The organism is Micromonospora sp. NPDC049139, assembly GCF_055586845.1.
This window is the reverse complement of sequence record NZ_JBVJHK010000005.1, coordinates 191,246-213,092: the sequence shown is the minus strand read 5'-3', so window position 1 is coordinate 213,092 and position 21,847 is coordinate 191,246. Positions and strand designations below refer to the sequence as shown.

17 protein-coding genes are annotated in these 21,847 nt (G+C 73.8%); 5 read left to right on the top strand and 12 right to left on the bottom strand.

All coding sequences use genetic code 11. The features are described from left to right. Positions 1 to 55 precede the first annotated feature (55 nt). Positions 56 to 610 (bottom strand): response regulator, encoded by a 555-nt coding sequence (locus ACZ6Q9_RS12215; RefSeq protein WP_357449459.1) that lies wholly within the window; start codon positions 608 to 610, stop codon positions 56 to 58. Continuing rightward, positions 607 to 4,974, bottom strand: a complete 4,368-nt coding sequence (locus tag ACZ6Q9_RS12210) for a HAMP domain-containing protein (protein WP_393257381.1) — start codon at positions 4,972 to 4,974, stop codon at positions 607 to 609. The genes ACZ6Q9_RS12215 and ACZ6Q9_RS12210 overlap by 4 nt, the downstream gene beginning before the upstream one ends. A gap of 315 nt (positions 4,975 to 5,289) precedes the next feature. Between ACZ6Q9_RS12210 and ACZ6Q9_RS12205 the strand changes: the two genes are divergently transcribed. Continuing rightward, entirely contained in the window at positions 5,290 to 7,377 is a 2,088-nt protein-coding gene (locus tag ACZ6Q9_RS12205) for a SpoIIE family protein phosphatase (RefSeq protein ID WP_393257379.1), read from the top strand. Positions 7,378 to 7,558: 181 nt separating this feature from the next. After that, positions 7,559 to 7,990 carry a hypothetical protein gene (locus tag ACZ6Q9_RS12200; protein WP_393257377.1) on the top strand — a complete coding sequence of 144 codons (432 nt, stop codon included), beginning with the start codon at positions 7,559 to 7,561 and terminating at the stop codon, positions 7,988 to 7,990. A 14-nt stretch (positions 7,991 to 8,004) separates the two neighbouring features. On the opposite strand, the gene ACZ6Q9_RS12195 is transcribed toward ACZ6Q9_RS12200, so the two are convergent. Then, positions 8,005 to 9,354: an FAD-binding oxidoreductase gene (locus tag ACZ6Q9_RS12195; RefSeq protein WP_393453576.1), complete on the bottom strand. Its 1,350-nt coding sequence runs from the start codon at positions 9,352 to 9,354 to the stop codon at positions 8,005 to 8,007. Between the two features lie 90 nt (positions 9,355 to 9,444). Here ACZ6Q9_RS12195 and ACZ6Q9_RS12190 point away from each other — a divergent pair, with 90 nt between their 5' ends. Further along, positions 9,445 to 11,541, top strand: a complete 2,097-nt coding sequence (locus ACZ6Q9_RS12190; protein WP_396828614.1) for a S9 family peptidase — start codon at positions 9,445 to 9,447, stop codon at positions 11,539 to 11,541. Between the two features lie 11 nt (positions 11,542 to 11,552). After that, a complete protein-coding gene (locus ACZ6Q9_RS12185; RefSeq protein WP_393453582.1) occupies positions 11,553 to 11,771 on the top strand; it encodes a hypothetical protein in 219 nt (72 codons plus the stop codon). A 63-nt stretch (positions 11,772 to 11,834) separates the two neighbouring features. Here ACZ6Q9_RS12185 and ACZ6Q9_RS12180 read toward each other — a convergent pair whose 3' ends face one another. The 3 genes from ACZ6Q9_RS12180 to ACZ6Q9_RS12170 form a co-directional block, all read right to left on the bottom strand. Next, positions 11,835 to 13,955: a bifunctional polysaccharide deacetylase/glycosyltransferase family 2 protein gene (locus tag ACZ6Q9_RS12180; protein WP_393453585.1), complete on the bottom strand. Its 2,121-nt coding sequence runs from the start codon at positions 13,953 to 13,955 to the stop codon at positions 11,835 to 11,837. A gap of 2 nt (positions 13,956 to 13,957) precedes the next feature. Continuing rightward, on the bottom strand, positions 13,958 to 14,380 hold the full coding sequence (locus tag ACZ6Q9_RS12175) for a hypothetical protein (RefSeq protein WP_396828617.1): 423 nt from the start codon (positions 14,378 to 14,380) through the stop codon (positions 13,958 to 13,960). 200 nt (positions 14,381 to 14,580) lie between these two features. Then, positions 14,581 to 15,153, bottom strand: a complete 573-nt coding sequence (locus ACZ6Q9_RS12170) for a TIGR03086 family metal-binding protein (RefSeq protein WP_396828619.1) — start codon at positions 15,151 to 15,153, stop codon at positions 14,581 to 14,583. Positions 15,154 to 15,184: 31 nt separating this feature from the next. Between ACZ6Q9_RS12170 and ACZ6Q9_RS12165 the strand changes: the two genes are divergently transcribed. After that, positions 15,185 to 16,033 carry a DUF6597 domain-containing transcriptional factor gene (locus ACZ6Q9_RS12165; RefSeq protein ID WP_393453593.1) on the top strand — a complete coding sequence of 283 codons (849 nt, stop codon included), beginning with the start codon at positions 15,185 to 15,187 and terminating at the stop codon, positions 16,031 to 16,033. 76 nt (positions 16,034 to 16,109) lie between these two features. On the opposite strand, the gene ACZ6Q9_RS12160 is transcribed toward ACZ6Q9_RS12165, so the two are convergent. From ACZ6Q9_RS12160 to ACZ6Q9_RS12135, 6 genes are read right to left on the bottom strand one after another with little or no spacing between them, the layout of a single operon-like run. After that, positions 16,110 to 17,648: a SpoIIE family protein phosphatase gene (locus tag ACZ6Q9_RS12160; protein WP_396828621.1), complete on the bottom strand. Its 1,539-nt coding sequence runs from the start codon at positions 17,646 to 17,648 to the stop codon at positions 16,110 to 16,112. Between the two features lie 2 nt (positions 17,649 to 17,650). Then, positions 17,651 to 18,979 carry a sensor histidine kinase gene (locus ACZ6Q9_RS12155; protein WP_396828819.1) on the bottom strand — a complete coding sequence of 443 codons (1,329 nt, stop codon included), beginning with the start codon at positions 18,977 to 18,979 and terminating at the stop codon, positions 17,651 to 17,653. A gap of 32 nt (positions 18,980 to 19,011) precedes the next feature. Beyond that, on the bottom strand, positions 19,012 to 20,031 hold the full coding sequence (locus ACZ6Q9_RS12150; RefSeq protein WP_396828821.1) for a SpoIIE family protein phosphatase: 1,020 nt from the start codon (positions 20,029 to 20,031) through the stop codon (positions 19,012 to 19,014). Beyond that, on the bottom strand, positions 20,028 to 20,447 hold the full coding sequence (locus ACZ6Q9_RS12145) for an ATP-binding protein (protein WP_393257357.1): 420 nt from the start codon (positions 20,445 to 20,447) through the stop codon (positions 20,028 to 20,030). The genes ACZ6Q9_RS12150 and ACZ6Q9_RS12145 overlap by 4 nt, the downstream gene beginning before the upstream one ends. Continuing rightward, a complete protein-coding gene (locus tag ACZ6Q9_RS12140; RefSeq protein WP_393453599.1) occupies positions 20,444 to 20,857 on the bottom strand; it encodes an STAS domain-containing protein in 414 nt (137 codons plus the stop codon). The genes ACZ6Q9_RS12145 and ACZ6Q9_RS12140 overlap by 4 nt, the downstream gene beginning before the upstream one ends. Next, positions 20,857 to 21,717 (bottom strand): STAS domain-containing protein, encoded by an 861-nt coding sequence (locus ACZ6Q9_RS12135; protein WP_393453602.1) that lies wholly within the window; start codon positions 21,715 to 21,717, stop codon positions 20,857 to 20,859. The genes ACZ6Q9_RS12140 and ACZ6Q9_RS12135 overlap by 1 nt, the downstream gene beginning before the upstream one ends. Between the last annotated feature and the right edge of the window lie 130 nt (positions 21,718 to 21,847).

Below are 21,847 nucleotides of genomic sequence, written 5' to 3'. Positions count from 1 at the left end.
TGTGGGGGTGGCGAGATCGACGCGGAGGGGCCCCGGGGGGAAGGGGCGGAGTGGGTCAGGGGGTGTTGCCCCAGCGGGCCTGTTCGAGAAGGTCGACGGCGCGGTCGCGGGCGTCCGGGTCGTCCGTCCGCAGCATCGCGGTGGCCTCGTCGACCGCGTCGGTGAGCACCCGCCACTGCGCGTCGCGCTCCCGCACCAGATCCGACTGGGCCGCGAGCTGCCGGGTCTTCACCCACAGCTCCACGAATACCGACACCTTGGCCCGCAACACCCACGGGTCGAACGGCTTCGTGAGGTAGTCGACCGCGCCGACCGCGTAGCCGCGCAGCGCGAGCTGGGCGTCCCGGTCCGCGGCGGTGAGGAAGATGATCGGCACGTGCCGCGTACGCTCGCGCCGCTTGATGTGGCTCGCCGTCTCGAAGCCGTCCATGTCCGGCATCTGGGCGTCGAGCAGGATCACCGCGAAGTCGTCGACCAGCAGCTGCTTCAGTGCCGCCTCGCCGCTCTCCACGGCGACGGACTGGACCGGCAGCCCCTGGAGGATCGCCTCCAGCGCCATCAGGTTCTCCCGGCGGTCGTCCACCAGGAGCGCTTTGGCCATCTGGGTCACGAACTCTCCTCGGTTCGGCTGCCGCTGATCCAGGACGCCATGAGTTCGATCAACTCGTCCAGGTCGACGGGCTTGGTGATGTAGTCGGTTCCCCCGGCCGCCAGCGCCGACTCGCGGTCGCCGGGCATGGCCTTGGCGGTCAGGAAGACGATCGGCAGGTCGGCGAACCGGTGGTTGCGCCGGATCTGCCGGGTCGTCTCGTAACCGTCCTGGTCGGGCATCATCGCGTCCATCAGGACGATGTCGACCTCCGGATGCTCGGCCAGGAGGCGGACGCCGTCCGCCCCGTTGTCCGAGTACAACACGGTGAGCCCGTGCAGTTCCAACGCGCTGGTCAGCGCGAAGACGTTCCGGACGTCGTCGTCGACGATCAGCACGGTGGCCCCCTCCAGCCGCCGGGTGGCCGGCGTGGAGGCCGGCTCGGGCAGCTCCGGCGGCGGCATCAGCAGCGACGACGGCAGCCCGGCCCGGGCCGGCGACGGCGGCAGCGGCGCCACCACCGCGTCCGGCGCGAGCACGTCCGGCACGAAGAGGGTGAACGTCGAGCCCTGCCCGGGCGCCGACGACACGGCGATGCTGCCGCCCAGCAGCCGGGCCAGGTCCCGGCTGATGGACAGCCCCAGCCCCGTGCCGCCGTAGCGGCGGCTGGTGGTGCCGTCGGCCTGCTGGAACGCCTCGAAGATCAGCGACAGCTTGTCGTCGGAGATGCCGATCCCGGTGTCGACCACCGTGAACGCGATGACCTGTTGCGCATTGGTCAACGCCGGCACGTCGAAGGCCGTGTTCTCGGGCGCCGGCGCGATCCGCAGCGTCACCGCGCCGTTGTCGGTGAACTTGACCGCGTTGGAGAGCAGGTTGCGCAGGATCTGCTGCAGCCGCTGGGCGTCGGTGACCAGGGCCGGCGGCAGGTCCTTGCTGATCCGCACCTGGAAGTCCAGGCCCTTCTCTTCGGCCTGTGGCGCGAACGCCTGCTCCACGTAGCCGCGGATCTCGTCGAACCGCACCTCGGTGGGCTCGACGTCCATCCGCCCCGCCTCGATCTTGGACAGGTCCAGGATGTCGTCGATCAGCGACAGCAGGTCGGAGCCGGCGCCGTGGATGGTCCGGGCGAACTCGATCTGCTTCGGGGTGAGGTTCTGTTCCGAGTTCTCGACCAGCAGCCGGGCCAGCAGCAGCAGGGAGTTCAGCGGCGTACGCAGCTCGTGGCTCATGTTGGCCAGGAACTCCGACTTGTACGCCGACGCCCGGGTGAGCTGCTGGGCCTTCTCCTCCAGGCCGAGCCGGGCCAGCTCGATCTCGCGGTTCTTGGTCTCGATGTTGCCCTTCTGCTCGGAGAGCAGCTGCGCCTTGTCCTCCAGCTCGGCGTTGGTGCGCTGGAGCTCGGCCGACTGCTCCTGCAACTCGTGGGCGAGCCGCTGGGACTGCGCGAGCAGTTCCTCCGTACGCCGGTTGGCCTGGATGGTGTTGACGGCGATGCCGGTGGTGAGCACCAGCCGCTCCAGGAAGGACAGGTGCAGCTCGGAGAAGGGCGTCACGCTGGCGAACTCGATCACCCCGAGCAGCTCGCCCTCGAAGAGCACGGGCAGCACGACCAGGTCGGCCGGCGGGGTCTCGGCGAGCCCGGAGCGGAGCATCAGCCTGCCGTCCGGCGTCCCGCCCATCCGGATCGTCCGGCGGGAGAGGGCGGTCTGGCCGACCAGCCCCTCGCCGGGCCCGAAGGTGACGTCGTGCCCCCGGGCGACGTAGCCGTACGAGGCGGTCAGCCGCAGCCGCATCACGCCCTCGGAGGTGTCCGCCAGGAAGAACGCGCCGAGCTGCGCGTCGACCAGCGGGGTCACCTCCATCATGATCATGCGGCAGACCTCGCCGAGGTCGCGCTGGCCCTGGAGCAGTCCGCCGATGCGGGCCAGGTTCGAGTCGAGCCAGCCCTGCTCGGCGTTCTTCTTGGTCGTCTCCCGGAGGGTGACGATCATCTGGTTGATGTTGTCCTTCAGCTCGGCGACCTCGCCCTGCGCCTTGACCGCGATCCGCTGGGTCAGGTCGCCCCGGGTCACCGAGGTGGAGACCTGCGCGATGGCGCGCAGCTGGGTGGTGAGGGTCGAGGCGAGCTGGTTGACGTTCTCGGTGAGGTCCCGCCAGGTGCCGGAGACGCCCTTCACCTGCGCCTGGCCGCCCAGCTTGCCCTCGATGCCCACCTCGCGGGCGACGCGGGTCACCTCGTCGGCGAACGACGAGAGCTGGTCCACCATCGTGTTGACGGTGTTCTTCAGCTCCAGGATCTCGCCCTGCGCGTCGACCGTGATCTTCTGCGACAGGTCGCCGTTGGCGACGGCCGTGGTCACCGAGGCGATGTTGCGCACCTGCGACGTCAGGTTCGACGCCATCGAGTTCACGTTGTCCGTCAGGTCCCGCCACGTGCCGGAGACGCCCTTCACCTGGGCCTGACCGCCCAGCTTGCCCTCCGTACCCACCTCGCGGGCCACCCGGGTCACCTCGTCGGCGAACGACGAGAGCTGGTCCACCATCGTGTTCACGGTCGACTTCAGCTCCAGGATCTCGCCCTGCGCGTCGACCGTGATCTTCTGCGACAGGTCGCCCTTCGCGACGGCGGTGGAGACCTGGGCGATGTTGCGCACCTGGGCGGTCAGGTTGGACGCCATCGAGTTCACGTTGTCCGTCAGGTCGCGCCAGGTGCCGGCGACGCCACGCACCTGGGCCTGGCCGCCCAGCTTGCCCTCCGTACCCACCTCGCGGGCCACCCGGGTCACCTCGTCGGCGAACGACGAGAGCTGGTCCACCATCGTGTTGACCGTCGACTTCAGCGCCAGGATCTCGCCGCGGGCGTCCACGGTGATCTTCTGGGACAGGTCGCCCTTCGCCACCGCCGTGGTCACCGAGGCGATGTTGCGCACCTGCGACGTCAGGTTCGACGCCATCGAGTTCACGTTGTCCGTCAGGTCCCGCCACGTGCCGGAGACGCCCTTCACCTGGGCCTGACCGCCCAGCTTGCCCTCCGTACCCACCTCGCGGGCCACCCGGGTCACCTCGTCGGCGAACGACGAGAGCTGGTCCACCATCGTGTTGACGGTGTTCTTCAGCTCCAGGATCTCGCCCTGCGCGTCGACCGTGATCTTCTGCGACAGGTCGCCCTTGGCGACGGCGGTGGAGACCTGGGAGATGTTGCGGACCTGGCTGGTCAGGTTGCCCGCGAGCTGGTTGACGTTCTCCGTCAGGTCGCGCCAGGTGCCGGAGACGCCGCGCACCTGGGCCTGGCCGCCCAGCTTGCCCTCGATGCCCACCTCGCGGGCGACGCGGGTCACCTCGTCGGCGAACGACGAGAGCTGGTCCACCATCGTGTTGACGGTGTCCTTGAGCTCCAGGATCTCGCCCTGCGCCGCGACGGTGATCTTCTGCGACAGGTCGCCCCGCGCCACCGCCGTGGAGACCTGGGCGATGTTGCGCACCTGCGACGTCAGGTTCGACGCCATCGAGTTGACGCTGTCGGTGAGGTCCTTCCAGGTGCCCGCCACGTTCGGCACGTCGGCCTGGCCGCCCAGCTTGCCCTCGGTGCCCACCTCGCGAGCCACCCGCGTCACCTGCTCGGCGAAGAGCCGCAGGGTGTCGGTCAGGTAGTTCATCGTGTCGGCCAGCTCGGCGACCTCGCCGCGCGCCCCGACCGTGATCTTCTGCGACAGGTCGCCCTTGGCCACCGCCGTCGCCACCTGGGAGATCGACCGCACCTGGCCGGTCAGGTTCGACGCCATGGTGTTCACCGAGTCGGTGAGGTCCTTCCAGGTGCCGGCGACGCCGCGCACGTCGGCCTGGCCGCCCAGCTTGCCCTCAGTGCCCACCTCGCGGGCCACCCGGGTCACCTCGTCCGCGAACGACGAGAGCTGATCGACCATCGTGTTCACGGTGCGCCCGATGCGCAGGTACTCCCCGCGCAGCGGCCGGCCGTCGATCTCCAGCGCCATGTGCTGGGACAGGTCGCCCTCGGCGACCGCCACGATGACCCGGGCGATCTCGGTGGTGGGCCGGCCGAGGTCGTCGATCAACGAGTTGACGGCCCGCTGGCCCTCCGCCCAGGAGCCGTCCAGCCCCTCGTCGTCCAGGCGCTCGGTGAGCCGGCCGTCCCGGCCGACGATCCGGCTGATCCGCCGCAGGTCGAGGTACTGCCGCTCCTGGAGCGAGACGACCTCGTTGAAGGCGTCCGCGACCTCGCCGGCCCGGCCCGCCCGTCGGGGCAGCCGGACCTTGAGGTCGCCGCGGCCGACCCGCCGCAGCGCCTCGGTCAGTTCGACGAGGAGCGCCTCGTGGTCGGGCGCGGACGGATCCGCGGTCGCCGACTGTTTCGCCGTGGTCATCATTCCTCGCTCAGCTCGGGGCCACCGACTCCTGCGACGCAGGCCATCCCATCATTGTGCCCGCGACGTCGCCCGCGCCACGTCTGCGCGACCGCTCGCCACGCGCGGCAACCGTCCCGCCCGTCCCGTTCCGCCCCGTCCGCGCGGCCGATCGCCGCGCGCGACGACCATCCCCGCCCATCCGTTCCCGCCCCGTCCGCGCGGCCGGTCGCCACCCGCGGCAACCGTCCCGTTCCGCCGCCGGCCCGGCGCCCTCCGCTCCGCTCGTCCGGCACCGGCTTGGCAGCCGAGCGGACGGCGGTGGAGGATACGGGGGTGTCAGCGGAGACGGGGCCCGCGGAGACCAGGGGCCGAGACGAGCACGTCCGGCGCGTCCGGCTCCCCGCCGACCGGCGTACGCCCGCGGCGGCGCGGGCGCTGGTGCGGTCGGTGCTCACCGAGGCACACCTGGACGAGCTGGTCAACGAGGCGCTGCTGCTGACCACGGAACTCTCCACCAACGCGGTGGAGCACGCCCGCACCGAACTGGACATCGAGGTCGTCGCCGACCCGGACGGGCTCACCGTCACCGTCTCCGACTTCGCGGCCGGCCCGGTGGACGAGCTGACCGTCGGGGTCCGCAACGACACCACGGACATCGACGAGGTCTCCGAGCGCGGCCGGGGCCTGCTGCTGGTCGACCACTTCGCCAGCCGCTGGGGCACCACCTATCTGCCGACCGGCAAGGGCGTCTGGTTCCGGCTGGACCGGCCCGACCCGGGCGGCGACTGGGAGACCCACGCCGGGCGGGGGACGGCGCCGAGCGCCGCGGCCGCCGGGGGTGGCGCCGCCGCGACGGCGGAGAGCTCCGCGCCGAGCGCGGGGGCGATGAGCGAGTTGATGCAGACCACCCCCGACCCGTACGCCGAGGACCCGCTGCCCGACTTCGCGACCGGCCTGCTCACCCGGGTCGCCGAGATGGTCGGCGCGGCCGGCGGGGTGGTGCGGCTGGACCGGGGGGACGGACAGGGCGCACAGGTACTGGCCCGGTACGGCCGCCAGCCCCGGCCCGGCAACGAGCTGCTCCGGGTGCCGCTGGCGGTGCACCGGCCGTACAGCGGGGAGCTGGAGCTGGACGCGGCGCCGTCGGCGTACGCCCGGCCGCTGGCGGTGCTGATGGCCGAGCGGCTCTCGCTGCACCTAGAGAACGACCGGCTGCGCCGGGCGGACGTCCGCCGCCAGGCCTGGCTGACCTTCCTCGCGGAGGCCAGCGAGCTGCTCGCGCAGTCCCTGGACGTCGAGCTGACGATGGCGCTCATCCCGCAGCTCGTGGTGCCCCGGCTCGGGCAGTGGTGCGCGGTGCACACCACCGACGAGTGGGGCCGGCTGCGCCTCGCGGCGGCCAGCCATGCCGACGAGTCGGTGCTGCCCCACCTGCACAAGGTGCTCCAGGAGACCGGCCCGGAGTCGGTCCAGGCCCGGCTGCGGGAGGCGTCCCGCAACGGCACGCAGATGCCGCTCGGCGCGCCGATGGAGGGTTTCGCGGTGCCGTTGATCGCCCGGGGGCAGCGCCTCGGCACCCTGGCCGTCGGCCGGCACCAGCGGCACCGGCACGACCCGGACGAGGTCGCCGTGCTGGAGGACGTGGCGCGGCGGGCGGCGCTGGCGATCGAGAACGCCCGGATCCACGCCGAGCGCCGCCGGGTCGCGCAGACCCTCCAGCAGTCGCTGCTGCCGCCGGTGCTGCCCGTGGTCGAGGGCATCGGCTTCGCCGCCGAGTACGTCCCCACCGGCGACGACGCCGACGTCGGCGGCGACTTCTACGACGTGGTGCCGCTGCCGGACGGGCGCTGGCTGGTGGTGGTCGGCGACGTCTCGGGCAAGGGGGTGCAGGCGGCCACGGTGACCGGTCTGGTCCGCGACGTCATCCGGGTGCTGGTCGGCGACGGCAAGCCGCTGCCGGAGGCCCTGGCCCGGGTCAACGAGACGCTGGTCGAGCGGGGTGGCGGGCGGTACTGCACGCTGGCCCTCGCGGCGGTCGGGCCGGGCGACGGCACGCAGCTCGACGTGTCGTTGCACCTCGCCGGCCACGACCGGCCGGTGCTGCTGCGCTCCGGTGGCGGGGCCGCCTTCGTCGGCGCCGGCGGCACGGCGCTCGGGCTGCTCGACTCGATCACCTCGCCGACGGCGGAGATCCCGCTCGAACCGGGCGACTCGCTGGTCTTCTACACCGACGGGGTCACGGAGCGGCGGCGCGGCCGGGAGCTGTTCGGCAGCGACCGGCTGCGCGACGCCGCCGCCCCGCTCGCCGGCTACTCGGCCGACGTGGTGGCCGCCCGGCTGCGTTCGACCGCGCTCGGCTTCTCGGCCGAGGCGCCCCGCGACGACATCGCCATCCTGGTGCTCCGCAACGACGCCGCCTGACGGCGCGCCGGGCAGGATCGACACCGGTCGCGGCCGGGTCGCGGCACCCGGGGCGGATGTCCGACACCGCATGTTCGACGACTCCGCCACGGGAAGGGCCGACACGACGCAACCGGGTCGGTCCCACCGTCCCGGGCGGATCGGGGCGGCCCCGGTCGGCGGACTTCGCTAGTTTGACGGCATGTCGAGCGTCGTCCATGAAGCCGCCGAGCGCCCGCCGCTGCTGCGTACCGTCGTCGCCGCCCAGTCGGCGCTCACCGCCGCCTTCGTCGTCGTCCTCACGCTCTGGGTGGGCCGGATGGTCGCTGCCGGGGTCGGCCCCGACGAGATGCACACTGGGGCGTACGACCCGAAGGATCTGGTGCCGTTCGGACTGAGCGGGGCGAACCCGTTCACCTGGCTCTACGGCGCCGTGTCGCTGCTCTACCTCTGCGGCCTGGCGGCCGGACCGCTGCTGGCGGTCTACTCCGTGGCGCTGCTGACCGGCTCTCGGCCGTCCATCTCCCGGCGCACGTGGCGGGTGCTGCTCGCCCTGACCGTGACTGCGGTGATCGTGGCCGCGATCCGTTTCGCGCCGATCGGTACCGACATGCAGCGCTGGTGGTTGGACTGAGGCCGGCTGGACGGTCACAGGCCGCCGGGGAGGCGGCCCGGGGCGAGGCGGTGGTGGGGGTCGAGGTGCTCCTTGGCCGCGCGCAGCCGGGGCAGCCCGGCCAGCTCGCCCCACAGGTCGACGGCCCTCCGGACGGCCGGCGGCGCGGAGAGCACCACGCACCGCCCCTGCCGGGCGAGGAGCACCCCGCGGACGGCGGCCAGGATCGAGGCCACCCGGTCGGGAGCCATGGCGCCGGGCAGGGCCGCGTGCACCACGCCCAGGCCGGCGGAGCCGCGCACCGGGACGGGAGCGCCGGCGGCGTCGCGCAGCGCGTAGACGGCGGCGTGCAGGTCGGCGATCGGCACCTCGATCCGCAGCGCCGTGTCGCCCGGGCCGAACGGGTAGCGACGCCACCACTCCGGCGCCGAGTGGCTGACCCCGGACCTGCCGCCGAGGAGCGTGACCAGGCGGTCGGCCCGCTCGGCGACGTCGGCCGGGCCGCCCTCCAGCAGCACCGCGAGCCGACCGGCACCGGCCGGGCCGAGCGCGGCGCGCCCCGCCATGGACGGGTGTCGTGCCATCGACTCGGCCCGGCCGTCCTGGCGCGGCCGGGGTCCCGCGCCGGCCGGCAGGTCCAGCTCGACCGCGGCCGGGTCGAGGCGCGCGGCGAGCACCCTGCGGACGAGGTCGTGCACCTCGAGCGGGGTCCAGACCGGCCGGGTGACCCAGATCCGGCCGGCCGGCACGGCCTGCACCCGCAGGGTCGCGGAGACCAGCACGCCGAGTGCCCCCTGCGAGCCGCAGAGCAGCCGGGCCAGCTCCAGCCCGTCGACGCCGCCGCCGGCGTTGACCAGCTCGCCGTCGGCGTCCAGGTAGCGCACGCCGAGGAGCTGGTCGCACGGGCTGCCGTGGCGGTGCCGCAGCGGGCCCGCCTCGCCGGCGGCGAGCACGCCGCCGAGGGTCGCGCCGGGCGAGGGGGCGTCGACCGCGAGCCGCTGCCCGGTGCGTTCGAGCGCGGCCTGCACCGCGCGCAGCGGGGTGCCCGCGCCGACCTCGGCGGTGGGCGCGCCGGTCGGCTGGTGCCCGATCCCGGCGAGCCGGCCGGTGTCGAGCATGATGTCGACCCGGTCGGGGGCGGCACCCCAGTCGATCTTCGTGCCGGCGCCGCGCGGCACGACGGTCAGGTCGTGCCGGGCCGCCAGCCGCAGCACCTCGGCGGCGGCGTGCGGACCGCCGGGCACGGCCACCCAGCGGGCCGGGCGCCCGGCCACCTCGTCGGCCGGGCCGGCGAGGCGGGCGAACGGCGGGCCGCAGATCTCCGTCAACCGCCGGGTGATGTCGAGGGCTCCGGGTCGGTCGGTGGAACTCGCTGCTGCCGCCATGCCGGTCATCGTACACATGTTCGAAAGATGTGGCGGCGGGTCGACCGACGAGACCACCCGGAGGGTGACCCGCGCCGGTAACGTGACGCCGTGACCACCGAGACCCCCGTGCCCACGGCGAAGCGGGTGCCCAGCGAGCGCACCCACCACGGCGACACCGTCATCGACGAGTACGCGTGGCTGGCCACCAAGGACGATCCGGCGACGATCGCCTACCTGACCACCGAGAACGCGTACACGGAGGCCCGGACGGCGCATCTCGACGGGTTGCGCGCCGACCTGTTCGAGGAGACCCGCCGGCGCACCCAGGAGACCGACCTGTCGGTGCCCAGCCGCAAGGGCGGCTACTGGTACTACACCCGCACGGTCGAGGGGCAGCAGTACGGCGTGCAGTGCCGCCGGGCCGTCCGGGACGGCGAGACCGACCCGCCGGTCAGCGCGGACGGCGCGCCGCTGGAGGGCGAGGAGGTGCTGCTCGACGGCAACCTGCTCGCCGAGGGGCACGACTTCTTCGCGCTCGGCGCGTTCGACGTCAGCCCCGACGGGCGGTGGCTCGCATACTCGACGGACTTCTCCGGCGACGAGCGGTTCACGCTGCGGGTCAAGGACCTCTCCACCGGCGAGTTGCTGCCCGACGAGGTGCCCGACACCTTCTACGGCACCGCCTGGTCCGCCGACGCCTCCGTGCTGTTCTACGTGACCGTCGACGAGGCGTGGCGGCCCAACCGGGTCTGGCGGCACACCCTGGGCACCCCGTCGAGCGAGGACGTGGTGGTCCACCAGGAGGACGACGAGCGCTTCTGGGTCGGCGTCGAGCTGACCCGCTCCGAGAAGTTCGTCCTCGTCGACATCCACAGCAAGATCACCAGTGAGGTGCTGGTGATCCCGGCCGGCAACCCGACCGGCGCGCCCGCGTCCGTGGCGCCCCGGCGGCAGGGCGTGGAATACACCGTCGAGCACCACGGCCACCGCTTCCTGATCCTGCACAACGACGGCGCCGAGGACTTCGCGCTGGCGTACACCTCGGCGGACGCGCCCGGCGACTGGGTGCCGCTGATCGAGCACTCGCCCGGCACCCGACTGGAGGCGGTGGACGCCTTCGCCGACCACCTGGTCGTCTCGCTGCGCAGCAACGGGCTGACCGGGCTGCGGGTGCTGCCGATCGGCGGCGGCGACGCCTTCGACATCGACTTCCCGGAGCCGCTCTACAGCGTCGGCCTGGACAGCAACCCGGAATACCAGACCAGGCAGATCCGGCTGCGCTACACCTCGCTGGTCACCCCCGACTCGGTCTACGACTACGACCTGGTCACCCGGCAGATGGTGCTGCGCCGGCAGAAGCCGGTGAAGCCCGGGCCGGACGGTCGGGCGTACGACCCGGCCGACTACGAGCAGCACCGCGACTGGGCACTCGCCGACGACGGGACGCGGGTGCCGATCTCGCTGGTCTGCCGGGCCGGCACGCCGAAGGACGGCTCCGCCCCCTGCGTCATCTACGGCTACGGCTCGTACGAGGCGAGCATGGACCCGTGGTTCTCCATCGCCCGGCTGTCCCTGCTGGACCGGGGCGTCATCTTCGCCGTGGCGCACATCCGCGGCGGCGGCGAACTGGGCCGCCGCTGGTACGACCAGGGCAAACTGCTGGCCAAGAAGAACACGTTCACCGACTTCGTCGCCTGCGCCCGGCACCTGGTCAAGGCCGGCTGGACGGCGGGCGACCGGCTCGTCGCCCGGGGCGCCTCGGCCGGCGGGCTGCTGATGGGCGCGGTGGCCAACCTCGCCCCGGACGCGTTCGCCGGGATCGTCGCGCAGGTGCCCTTCGTGGACGCGCTCACCTCGATCCTGGACCCGTCGCTGCCGCTGACCGTCACCGAGTGGGAGGAGTGGGGCAACCCCCTCGACGACCCGGAGGTCTACGCGTACATGAAGTCCTACACCCCGTACGAGAACGTGCGGGCGGTGGACTACCCGGCGATCCTGGCGGTGACCAGCCTCAACGACACCCGCGTGCTCTACCACGAGCCGGCGAAGTGGATCGCCCGGCTGCGGGCGGTCGCCCCGCAGGGCGACTACCTGCTCAAGACCGAGATGGGCGCCGGCCACGGCGGGCCGAGCGGCCGCTACGACGCGTGGCGCGAGGAGGCGTTCATCAACGCCTGGATCCTCGACCGCCTCGGCCGCGCCTGAGCCACGGCGGAGTGACCGGAACGCACGGGAGCCGGGCGGCGGACGATCCGCCCGGCTCCCCGGACGGAGACGGCGACCGGGGCGATGCGGCGGCGGAGCCGGGCGTGGCCCGGCGCGGGCCGACCTGGGTGATCCTCGCGGTGGTCGCCGCCGCGCTGCTGGTCTGCTGCTGCTCGGCGGTGCTCGGGCTGGCCCTCTCCTGGTCCGCCGGCCTGTTCGGTCCGCGCTGACGGTCCGGGCGGCCGGCACGCCGCCGGATCACCGTCTCCGCCCGCCGGTCTCGGTCGGGCGGGTCAGCGGGGTGTGGGGAGCAGGGCGGCGGCCTCGCCGGTGCGTGCCATCCGCTGCCAGCGCAGCCGGTTTCCGATCAGCGCGGTGACCACCGACTGCACCACCACCAGGTACATCAGCTGCCGGTAGATCAACTGCTGGAACGGCAGGCTCCACAGCGGGCCAAAGCGTTCCCGGTCCAGCCGCAGCGCGTACGCGGCGGTGGCCCCTTGGAGCAGCAACAGCCCCGCCCAGGCCAGCACCAGCGTCGACCAGGGCAGGAACAGCAGGCCGTAGACGGCGTAGACGTCCACCGCCGGGGCGGCCAGCGGCAGCACGATCTGGAACACGGTCAGGTACGGCAGGCCGCGCCGGCCGAGCTTGCCGCCGGCGCCCCGCTCGCGCAGCGCGTGCCGGTGCTTCCACATCGCCTGCATGGTGCCGTAGCACCAGCGGTAGCGCTGCCGCCAGAGCTGCCGCAGCGAGGAGGGCGCCTCGGTCCAGGCGATGGCGGCCTCCTCGTAGACCACCCGCCAGCCGGCCCGCAGCACCTTCATGGTGAGGTCGGTGTCCTCCGCCAGCGTGTCCGCGGGCACCCCGCCGACGGCGAACAGCACCTCGCGGCGGAACGCCCCGATCGCGCCGGGGATGGTCGGCATGCACTCCAGCACGTCGTACATCCGGCGGTCGAGGTTGAAGCCGATCACGTACTCCAGGTGCTGCCAGCGGCCGAGCAGCCGGCGCCGGTTGGCGACCTTGGTGTTGCCGGAGATCGCGCCGACCGTCGGGTCGGCGAAGCCCTGCACCAGCCGGTGGACGGTGTCGGGCTGGAAGACGGTGTCGCCGTCGACCAGCACCAGCAGGTCGGCGCGGGCGGCCCGGATGCCGGTGTTCAGCGCCGCCGGCTTACCGGCGTTGGCCTGCCGGATGACCCGCACCCCGCGCAGCCCGAGCCGCTCGACGATGCCGGCGGTGTCGTCGCCGGATCCGTCGTCCACGACGATCACCTCCAGCGCCGGGTAGTCGCTGGCCACCAGCGACCGGACGGTCGCGGCGATGTTCGCGGCCTCGTTGTACGCGGGCACGATCACCGACACCGGCGCGGTGATCGCCGGCCGTGCCCGCCCCGGTCGGCGGACCCGCCGCACGTGCACCTGGGCGCAGACCACCTGCACGACCAGCCGGGCCACGCCCAGCACCAGCGCGAGCCCGAGCAGCACGTCCATCGCCCCGGCCAGCCAGCCGGCGCCGGCCTGGGTCCACCGGAGGGCGTGGCCGCCGAGCCGGCTGCCCCCGCCCGCCGGCACCATGGAGGCCGGTGCGTCGATCCCCTCCGAGACCGTGGTGAACCGGTAGCCCTGCCGGGTCAGCGCGGGCAACAGCCGGTCGAGGGCGGCCACCGTCTGGGCCCGGTCGCCGCCCCCGTCGTGCATCAGCACCACCGCGCCGCGCCCCCGCTCCGGGGTGGCGGCCTCGACGATGGCCGGCACGCCGGGCCGCTGCCAGTCCCTGGTGTCCCGGTCGGCGAGCACGGCGACGTGGCCGGTGCCGGCGGCAGCACGCAGCGCGGCGTACTCGGGGCCGGTCAGCGCCGACGGGTGCGACGAGAACGGCGGCCGGAGCAGGGTGACCTCGCGGCCGGCCGCCCCGGCGACGGCCTTGCGGGTGAGCGAGAGTTCCAGGTCCCGCCGCCAGTCGGCGGCGGCGCCGAGGTCGGCGTGGGTGAAGCTGTGCGAGCCCAGCTCGTGTCCCTCGGCGAGGATCCGGCGAACCAACTCGGGGTGCTCGTTGACCCGGGCGCCGACCACGAAGAAGGTGGCGCGCGCGCCGTGCCGGCGCAGCACGTCGAGCACCTGCGGCGTCCACCGCGGGTCCGGCCCGTCGTCGAAGGTCAGCGCGATCGTCCGGTCGGGCATGACCCGGCTGACCGGCCGATCCTGGTCGAGCCGCAGCACCGGCCCGCCGGTGGCGACCTCCTTCGGCACCGCCGGCCCGGCGGACGTGTCGGCCCGCGCCCCGCCGGAGCCGCCGGCGAGCCCGGTCACCAGGCCGTTGACGGTGAGCGCCGCGAGCAGCAGCGCCAACCCGAGCAGGAGCAGGATCCAGTGCGCCCGCGGGTCACGGCGGGCGACGTGCCGCGCCACCGCTAGCTCGGCTTGCCCGGGGAGCGGCTCGGCTTGGCGGTCCGCCGCTCGTCGCCCTGGCCGGGCTGCTCGGACCGGCTCGGCCGGGCGGCGGGAGCGCCGGTGGCCGGGGTGGTGCCGATGCCGGCCGTGCGGGTGGGCGCCGGGGCCAAGGTGCTGGTCGCGGGCGACGGGCGGGGGCCGGTCGGCGACGCGCCGCCCAGCTCGCCGCGACCGTCCACCTCGGCTTCGAGCGGTGCCGCCGGGCGGCTGTCCGACCAGCCGGGCAGCGACACCGACGAGTCCATGAAGAGGCCGGCGGCGATCAGGCCGAGGCTGGTGAGCAGGCCCAGACCCATCGCCGTGCCGGCGATCACCGTGAGCCGGCGGCGACGCCCGGTCCGGTCGACGAACACCGGCGGCGAGCCGCCCGGCTGGTTGTGCATCTGTTGAACTCCCGCTGCCACGCGCGACGGGCCTTCCGGCCCGGGCCAGGGCCCGATCCGGCCGGGCCTCCAGGGCGAACAGCGCCCACGTCGCCACCGGCGTTACACAGCTCAGGTTCCCCAAAGTTTCTCCACCGCCGGGCACCGAGGAACAGCAGGCCGGAGGCCCGTGCGGCGGCGAGCCGCGCAGCCGGTGATGCTCAGGCGGCCGGGGGCCAGCCGGGGTCGCGGCCGGTGTGGCAGAGCAGCCGGTCGAACTCCGGCAGGTCGGCGGCGCTCGACACCGGTTCCGCGAAGACGCCCATCTTCCGGGCCTGCGGCCCGAGCCGCCCCACCAGCTCGTGCAGCGCGGCCGTCGCCTCCGGGGCGGGCCGGTACGGCTGGCCGGTGGCGACGGCGAGGTCCCAGCCGTGCACCGTCAGGTCCAGCAGCACCATGCCGCCGACCGTGCTCTGCGGCATGCCCATCCCCGGCGAGACGCCTTCCAGCGCGGACGGGTCGGACCAGGCGTCGACCAGCCGCCGCGTCTCGGCCTCGAACCGGTCGCGCCAACCGTCCGTGAGATGGCCAGGCCTGTCCGCCCACTCGACGGGGCGCTTCGCCGCGAGGGCCTGGAAGTTCACCACCACCTGGAACAGGTGGTCGAGCAGGTCGCGCACCGCGTACTCGCGGCAGGGCGTCGGCAGGTCGAGCTGGTCGTCGGCGATGCCACGCACCACCGCCACGGTCGGCGGCGCGGCCGCCGCCAGCAGGTCACTAGTCTGGGTTGCCATACGGCCAGCGTATGAGGATGGTCTTGAAGAAATGCGACAGCAGCCGCGCGGGGACAGCCGGGGCATCCTGGACCCGGCCCGGCTGCTGCGCCAGGTCCGCTTCCGCCGGCACCTGCCCGCCGTGGCGCTCCGGCCGTACGTCGAGCACTACTGGCTCGTCGACTGGGAGCTGACCGAGCCGCTCACGCAGCAGGTCGTGCCGCACCCGGCGGTGAACGTGGTGTTCCGGCGCGACGGCGACGGCCCGGAGACCGCCGAGGTGGCCGGCGTGGGGCGGAAACTGTTCTCGATCACGCTGTCCGGCGTCGGCCGGGTCAGCGGGGTCCAGTTCCGGCCGGGCGGCTTCCGGCCGTTCTGGCGCGGGCGGTCGGTCGCCGAGCTGACCGGGCGGCGGTGGCCGGTCCCGTCGCTCGCCGACCGCTGGCCGCCGGCCGCCGCCCTGGTCGCCGCCGCGTCGGCCGCCGAGGGGCCGCCGCCCGCCGGCCGCTGCGACGGTACGGACGCCGAGCGCTGCCGAGCGCTGGACGACCTGCTGCTCGGCTGGGCGCCGGCGGCCGACCCGGTCACCGACGAGGTGATCGGCCTGGTCGAGGCGATCCGCGCCGACCGGACGGTGCTGCGGGTGGACGACTTCGCCCGGCGGCACGGGCTCTCCGTCCGCCGGCTGCAACGCCTGTTCCTCGCGCACGTCGGCGTCGGCCCGAAGTGGGTGATCCGTCGGTACCGGCTCCAGGAGGCCGTCGAGCAGGCCGCGGGCGGCCCGCCGGACTGGGCGGCGCTCGCGGCGGACCTCGGCTACAGCGACCAGGCCCACCTGGTCCGCGAGTTCACCGCCGTCATCGGCGTGTCGCCTGCCGCGTACGCCCGCTCGGTCGGCTGACCCGGGGGCGGCTGCCGGAGTTAGGAAGGGCCCCTTCCACAGCGCCAGGCGTTAACAAGGTGCCCTTCCTTACACGTCAGCGGCGGCGGAGGGCGACCACGGCGACGTCGTCCTGGATCTCCGGCGGGGCCAGCTCGACCAGGAGCCGCTCGCAGAACCGGTCCAGGTCGTCGTCGATCCGCCCGGCGGCCACGGCCAGGGCGGCCAGCCCGTCGTCGATCGTGGTGTCCCGCCGCTCGATCAGGCCGTCGGTGTAGAACACCAGCGTCGCCCCGGCCGGCAGCACGAACTCCAGGTCGGGCGGTCGCTGGGCGCGCACCCCGAGCAGCGGCGCCGAGTGCTGCACGAACTCCACCTTGCCGTCCAGGCTGAGCACCGGCGGCAGGTGCCCGGCGCTGGCCAGCCGGACCCGGCCGGTGGGCGGGTGCAGCAGCAGCAGGCAGATCGTGGCCAGCTCCGTGGGGAGCAGGGTGCGCATCAGCTCGTTGACCCGCTCCAGGATCTCGCCCGGCTGGTGTCCCTCCACCGCGTACGCCCGCACCGCGTGCCGCAGCTCGGCCATCACGGTCGCGGCGTGCAGCGAGTGGCCGGCCACGTCGCCGATCGCCAGCAGCAGGTGGCCGTCGAGCATCACCAGCTCGTAGAAGTCGCCACCCACCTCGGTCTGCGCGCTCGCCGGCTCGTAGCGCACGGCCAGGTCGAGCCCGTTGATCTCGGGAATCCGGCGCGGCAGCAGGCTGCGCTGGAGGGTGACCGCGATGCGGTGCTCCTCGTCGAAGGAGCGCTGCGCCTCCACCGCCGACGCGACGGCCTGGGCGAGCTGCACCAGCACGGGGGTGCGGGCGGTCTGCGTCGCGGTGGGCACGACGACGTAGAGCGGCGGGCGGTCCTCGCGGAGCCGGGCGGCGGCCACCGTGACCGTGTCCCCCGCCGGCCAGTCGACCAGGCCCCAGCCGGCCGGGTCGTCCACCCGGACCATCGTCCCGATCGGCACGCCGCTGTCGTCCACGAGCCACGGGACGATCGTGGCCGTGCCGCCGGGGCCGCCCGCGACCCCGGCGACGCAGTCGCCGTCGAACGTCTCGGCGACCACCGCGGCGGGGCTCTTGAAGATCTGGGCCGCCCCGGCCGCCGCCGTCTCCAGCAGCCGCGCGAAGTTGGGCGCGGAGTGCATCGCCACCGTGGTGTCGGCCAGCCCGAGCAGCCGTTCGGCGAGCAGCTCCGCCCGCTGCCGCGCCCGGTAGTAGCGCAGCACCGCGTGCGCGGTGGCGACCAACTCCTCCGGCTCGATGGGCTCGGCCAGGTACGCGTCCGCGCCCCGGGTCAGCCCCTGCGCCCGGTCCACGACGTCGACCGCGTGCGCGGACACGTGGATCACCGGCATCGCCGGGTGCGCGGCCTTGATCCGTTCGCAGACCTCGAACCCGCTCAGGTCGGGCAGCCGCACGTCGAGCACCACGAGGTCGATCGGGTCCACGCCGACGCGGGCCAGGGCCTCGCCGCCGGTCTCCGCCTCCAGCACGGTGAAACCCGCGCGGGAGAGCCAGCTGACCAGCAGGTACCGCTTGGTGCGACTGTCGTCGACCACCAGCACGGTCGCCGGGCCGCCCTCCACCGTCACGCTCCGCCCACGGGCAGGCTGACGGTGAACGTGCTGCCCCGCCCGGGCTCGCTGGCCAGCTCCAGGGTGCCGCCGAGCAGGGTCACCAGCCGCCGCGCGTACGGCAGGCCGAGGCCCGTGCCGCCCACCCGGGTCGCGCCGGGCACCTGGTAGAACTCCTCGAAGATCCGGTCGTGCTGCTCGGGCGCGATGCCCGGGCCGGTGTCCGAGGCGGACAGCAGCCAACGGTCGCCCCGCCGCTCCGCCCGCAGCCGGACCTCCCCGCGCTCGGTGAACTTGAGCCCGTTGTGCAGGAGGTTGCGCAGCACCTGGGCGAGCAGCACCTCGTCGGTGCGCAGCGTGGCCGGGGCCGGCGGCTCCTCCACCACCAGTTCGACCTCCGGCCGGGTGGCCAGGGCCCGCAGCGTGCCGCGCAGCTGGCCGAAGATCGGCCGCAGGTCCACCTCGGCCCAGTCGGGCTCGATCCGGCCGGACTCGGCCTTGGCCAGGTCGAGCAGCTCGTTGACCAGCGTGAGCAGGTCGCTCGCCGAGGAGCGGATCAGCCCGACCTGGCGGGCCTGCTCGGCGGTGAGCGGGTCGGAGGCGGAGTCGCCCAGCAGCCGGCCGAGTCCCATGATCGCGGTGACGGGGGCGCGCAGCTCGTGGCTGACGTTCGCCAGGAAGCGGCTCTTCGACTCGCTGGCCGCCCGCAACTGGGCGGACTTCTCGTCCAGCTCGGCGTAGAGCGCGACCACGCCGCGGTTGGTCTCCTCCAGCTCCTCGGTGAGCTGGTTGTAGAGCGCCATCACGCCGCGGTTGGTCTCGGCCAGTTCCTCGTTGAGCACGGCCAGCTCGTCGCGCTGGCTGCGTACCTCGTCGAGGGCGGCGATCAGTTGCGCGTTCTGCGCGGCCAACTCGTCGAGGGCGCTGCCCGGGGCGTTCCGGCCGAGTTCGGCGCGCAGCTCGGCGAGACGCTCCGGGGTCAGCACCTCGGCGGTGACCGGGACACGTCGGGACATCCTCACGACCGTATCCCCCTCCCCGGTCACGACGCCCAACATGTCCACCAACCGCGCCACCGCACCCGACTGCGGCTCGTACCGCCCGTCGGGCAGCGGGCGCACCGGGAGGAGGTCCACCCGCAGGTATCGCCCACCACCAACGGCGTCGTGGACCAGGGTGAATGTCACGTCCGCCCCGCCGACCGCGCGCAGCAGGTCCCGGGCCACCTCGCTGAGCGCCGTGGCGATGCGTACCTGGTCCTGGTGCTCCAGCCCGACCGCGGCGGCGACCTCGCGGCCCCGCTGCCGGACCACGAAGATGTCGTGTTCGACCCGCAGCACCATCTGGAGCAGCGGCACCGCCCCGGTCGGCCCGGTCACGACCACGCCCGGGCGACCAGGACGCACGCGTCGTCGCGGCGGGTGCCGGCGTCCCGCAGCAGCGACGCGGCCACCACGACGGGCGACCGGTCGGCGAGACCGGGACAGTCGGCGAGCTGCCAGCGGTCGACCACGCCGTCGCTGTGCATCACCAGCAGGGCGCCGGCCTCGAAGGGGTAGTCGTACTCCCGGACCGGGGGACGCTGGTGCCCGGCGATGCCGGGCAGCGAGACCAGGCCCCGGCGCTGGCCGGCCGCGCCGACGACCGCGGCGGAGATGTTGCCCAGCCCGGCGTAGCGCAGCACCCCGGCCGACGGGTCCGGCTCCGCGACGGCCAGCGCCGCGCCCCGGGTGTGGGTCATCGACCGGTGCAGGTGCTGGACCACTGCGGCCGGCGGCCCCGCCGGCGCCCGGCGGAACGCGTCGAGCGCGGCGTCGGTGGCGGCGGCGGCGAGCGGCCCGTGCCCCAGGCCGTCGCAGACCAGCACCTGCCGCCGGCCCTCCACGATCCGCCAGGCGTACCCATCGCCGCTGACCGGTTCCCCGGTCAGCGGCCGGGTGAGCGCGCCGGCCCAGGGCCGCTCCCGCCCACCGGCGCGGTCCGGCCAGACCTGGACGGCGAGGACCGTGCCCCGACCCGGCCGGGAGTAGCCGTCGAACCAGCTGGCCTGCCGGACGATCGCGCCGAGACCGATGCCGAGCGTGCCCGTGGTGGAGTGCCCGTCCTGCGAGGAGACGGTCAGGTCGGCCATCCCCGGCCCGGCGTCGATCGCGATCAGCTCCACGCCGGCCTCCCGCTCGTGCCGGGCGGGCCGCAGCAGCAGCATGCCGTCCTCGGCGTGCTTGACCAGGTTGCTGGTCAGCTCGGCGGCGACGATCGCGAGGTCGGCGGTGCGGGCCTCCCCCAGGTCGAGCTGGTCGCCGAGCCGCTCGGCGGCCCGGCGCACCGCGCTGGCGGCGCTGCCGGTCTCCACCCGGAACCAGATGCCACGGTCGGGGACCACGTACTCGGTCATCTGGACCACTTGGTGACCGTGATGCGGGTGCCCTCACCCACCGCCGTCTGGATGTCGAACTCGTCGACCAGCCGGCGCGCGCCGCTGAGCCCGAGGCCGAGCCCGCCCCCGGTCGTGTAGCCGTCGGTCAGTGCCAGGTCGAGGTCGGCGATGCCCGGGCCGCGGTCGGCGAAGACGATGCGTACGCCCCGCCGCGTCCCGTTGTCCACCGTGCCCACCTCGACGGTGCCGCCGCCGCCGTACACCAGGGTGTTGCGGGCCAGCTCGCTCGCCGCGGTGACCACCTTGGTCTGGTCGACCAGCGAGAGCTTGACCGCCACCGCCACCGTACGCACCAGCTGCCGGACGCGCACCACGTCCTCGTCGCCGCGGATCGCCTGCGCCTGCGGCTGGCCCAGGTCGACGCCCGCGGTCATGAGGAGGCCGTCGTATCGGCGTCCGGTTCGTCGTCGAACGCGAACTCGTGCTCGTCCGCGCGCGCCGCCGCGATCAGCTCCATGCCCCGTTCGACGTTGAGCGCCGTCCGGATGCCGTTGAGGGACAGGCCCAGCTCGACGAGGGTGATGGCGACGGCGGGCCGCATTCCGACCACCACCGTCTCGGCGTCGAGCACCCTGGAGATCGAGGCGATGGTCGACAGCATCCGCCCGACGAAGGAGTCCACGATGTCCAGGGCGGTGATGTCGATGATCACGCCGTGGCAGCCGGTCGCGACGATCCGCTCCGCGAGGTCCTCCTGGAGCTGGACCGCCGTCTGGTCGGACATGTCGACCTGGATGGAGACCAGCAGGATCTCGCCGATCTTGAGGATCGGCACCCGCTCCATCACGCCTCCCGGCGCGGCAGCCGGCGGGCGGTCTCGACCCCGGTGAGCCGGAGCACGTGCCGCAGCGCGTCGGCGAGGCTGGCCTTGGTGGCGATGTCGCCGAACTCGATGCCCAGGGCCACGATGGTCTGCGCGATCTGTGGCCGGATGCCGGAGATGATGCAGTCCGCGCCCATCAGCCGGGCGGCCACCACGGTCTTCAGGATGTGCTGGGCGACCTGGGTGTCCACCGCCGGTACGCCGGTGATGTCGATGATCGCGTACGGCGAGCCGGTGTCGACCAGGGTCTGGAGCAGCCGCTCCATCACCACCTGGGCGCGGGCCGAGTCGAGGGTGCCGACCAGCGGCACGGCGACGACGCCCTCCCAGAGCTTCACCACCGGGGTGGAGAGTTCGAGCAGCTGTTCCGCCTGGTCGGCGATGAGGCTCTCGCGGGTGCGGACGAAGCTCTCGAAGGTGAACAGGCCCATCTGGTCGATCAGCCCGGAGAAGGCGACGTAGTCGCGGAGCGTCCCGGAGCCGCCCTCGGCCTCCATCAGCTCCAGCAGCGCCTCCTTGACCGCGAACACGCTGATCGCGGTCTCGGAGGCGGAGAAGCCCTGTCGGGCCCGGCCCCGCGACAGCTCGGCGAGCACGGCGCGCAGCTCGGTGGCCTGCTCGGCGTCGAGGTCGACGGCCCCGTGCTCGGCGGCGGTCACCATGCTGCCGTGCAGCTCCTGCACCTGCCGGCGCAGTTCCCCCTGGCTGAGTCGCCCGCGCAGCGACCCGGCGACGATCTCTGTCCAACGCTGCGTGATCCGCTCGGCATGACCTGTCAGCAGACTCGCGAGCCGGCCGCTCTCCTCGGCGCTCAGCGCCATGGCAACCCCCTTCGACCTGGACCGGCGGACTCTATCACCGGAGGCCGGGTCGCTAGTTGCTGCACGGCAAGCGAATGACGGTGACCACCGGATACCGGTTCCCGTTCTGCGTACCACCCCGATCGTGGGA

Coding starts and splice junctions, on each gene's coding strand:
- ACZ6Q9_RS12195 (WP_393453576.1), bottom strand. CDS start 9,354: ATGGCGGCAGCAGCGAGTTCCACCGACCGACCCGGAGCCCTCGACATC.
- ACZ6Q9_RS12175 (WP_396828617.1), bottom strand. CDS start 14,380: ATGCACAACCAGCCGGGCGGCTCGCCGCCGGTGTTCGTCGACCGGACC.
- ACZ6Q9_RS12165 (WP_393453593.1), top strand. CDS start 15,185: ATGCGACAGCAGCCGCGCGGGGACAGCCGGGGCATCCTGGACCCGGCC.
- ACZ6Q9_RS12140 (WP_393453599.1), bottom strand. CDS start 20,857: ATGGAGCGGGTGCCGATCCTCAAGATCGGCGAGATCCTGCTGGTCTCC.
- ACZ6Q9_RS12170 (WP_396828619.1), bottom strand. CDS start 15,153: ATGGCAACCCAGACTAGTGACCTGCTGGCGGCGGCCGCGCCGCCGACC.
- ACZ6Q9_RS12200 (WP_393257377.1), top strand. CDS start 7,559: ATGTCGAGCGTCGTCCATGAAGCCGCCGAGCGCCCGCCGCTGCTGCGT.
- ACZ6Q9_RS12155 (WP_396828819.1), bottom strand. CDS start 18,979: ATGGTGCTGCGGGTCGAACACGACATCTTCGTGGTCCGGCAGCGGGGC.
- ACZ6Q9_RS12145 (WP_393257357.1), bottom strand. CDS start 20,447: ATGACCGCGGGCGTCGACCTGGGCCAGCCGCAGGCGCAGGCGATCCGC.
- ACZ6Q9_RS12210 (WP_393257381.1), bottom strand. CDS start 4,974: ATGACCACGGCGAAACAGTCGGCGACCGCGGATCCGTCCGCGCCCGAC.
- ACZ6Q9_RS12150 (WP_396828821.1), bottom strand. CDS start 20,031: ATGACCGAGTACGTGGTCCCCGACCGTGGCATCTGGTTCCGGGTGGAG.
- ACZ6Q9_RS12135 (WP_393453602.1), bottom strand. CDS start 21,717: ATGGCGCTGAGCGCCGAGGAGAGCGGCCGGCTCGCGAGTCTGCTGACA.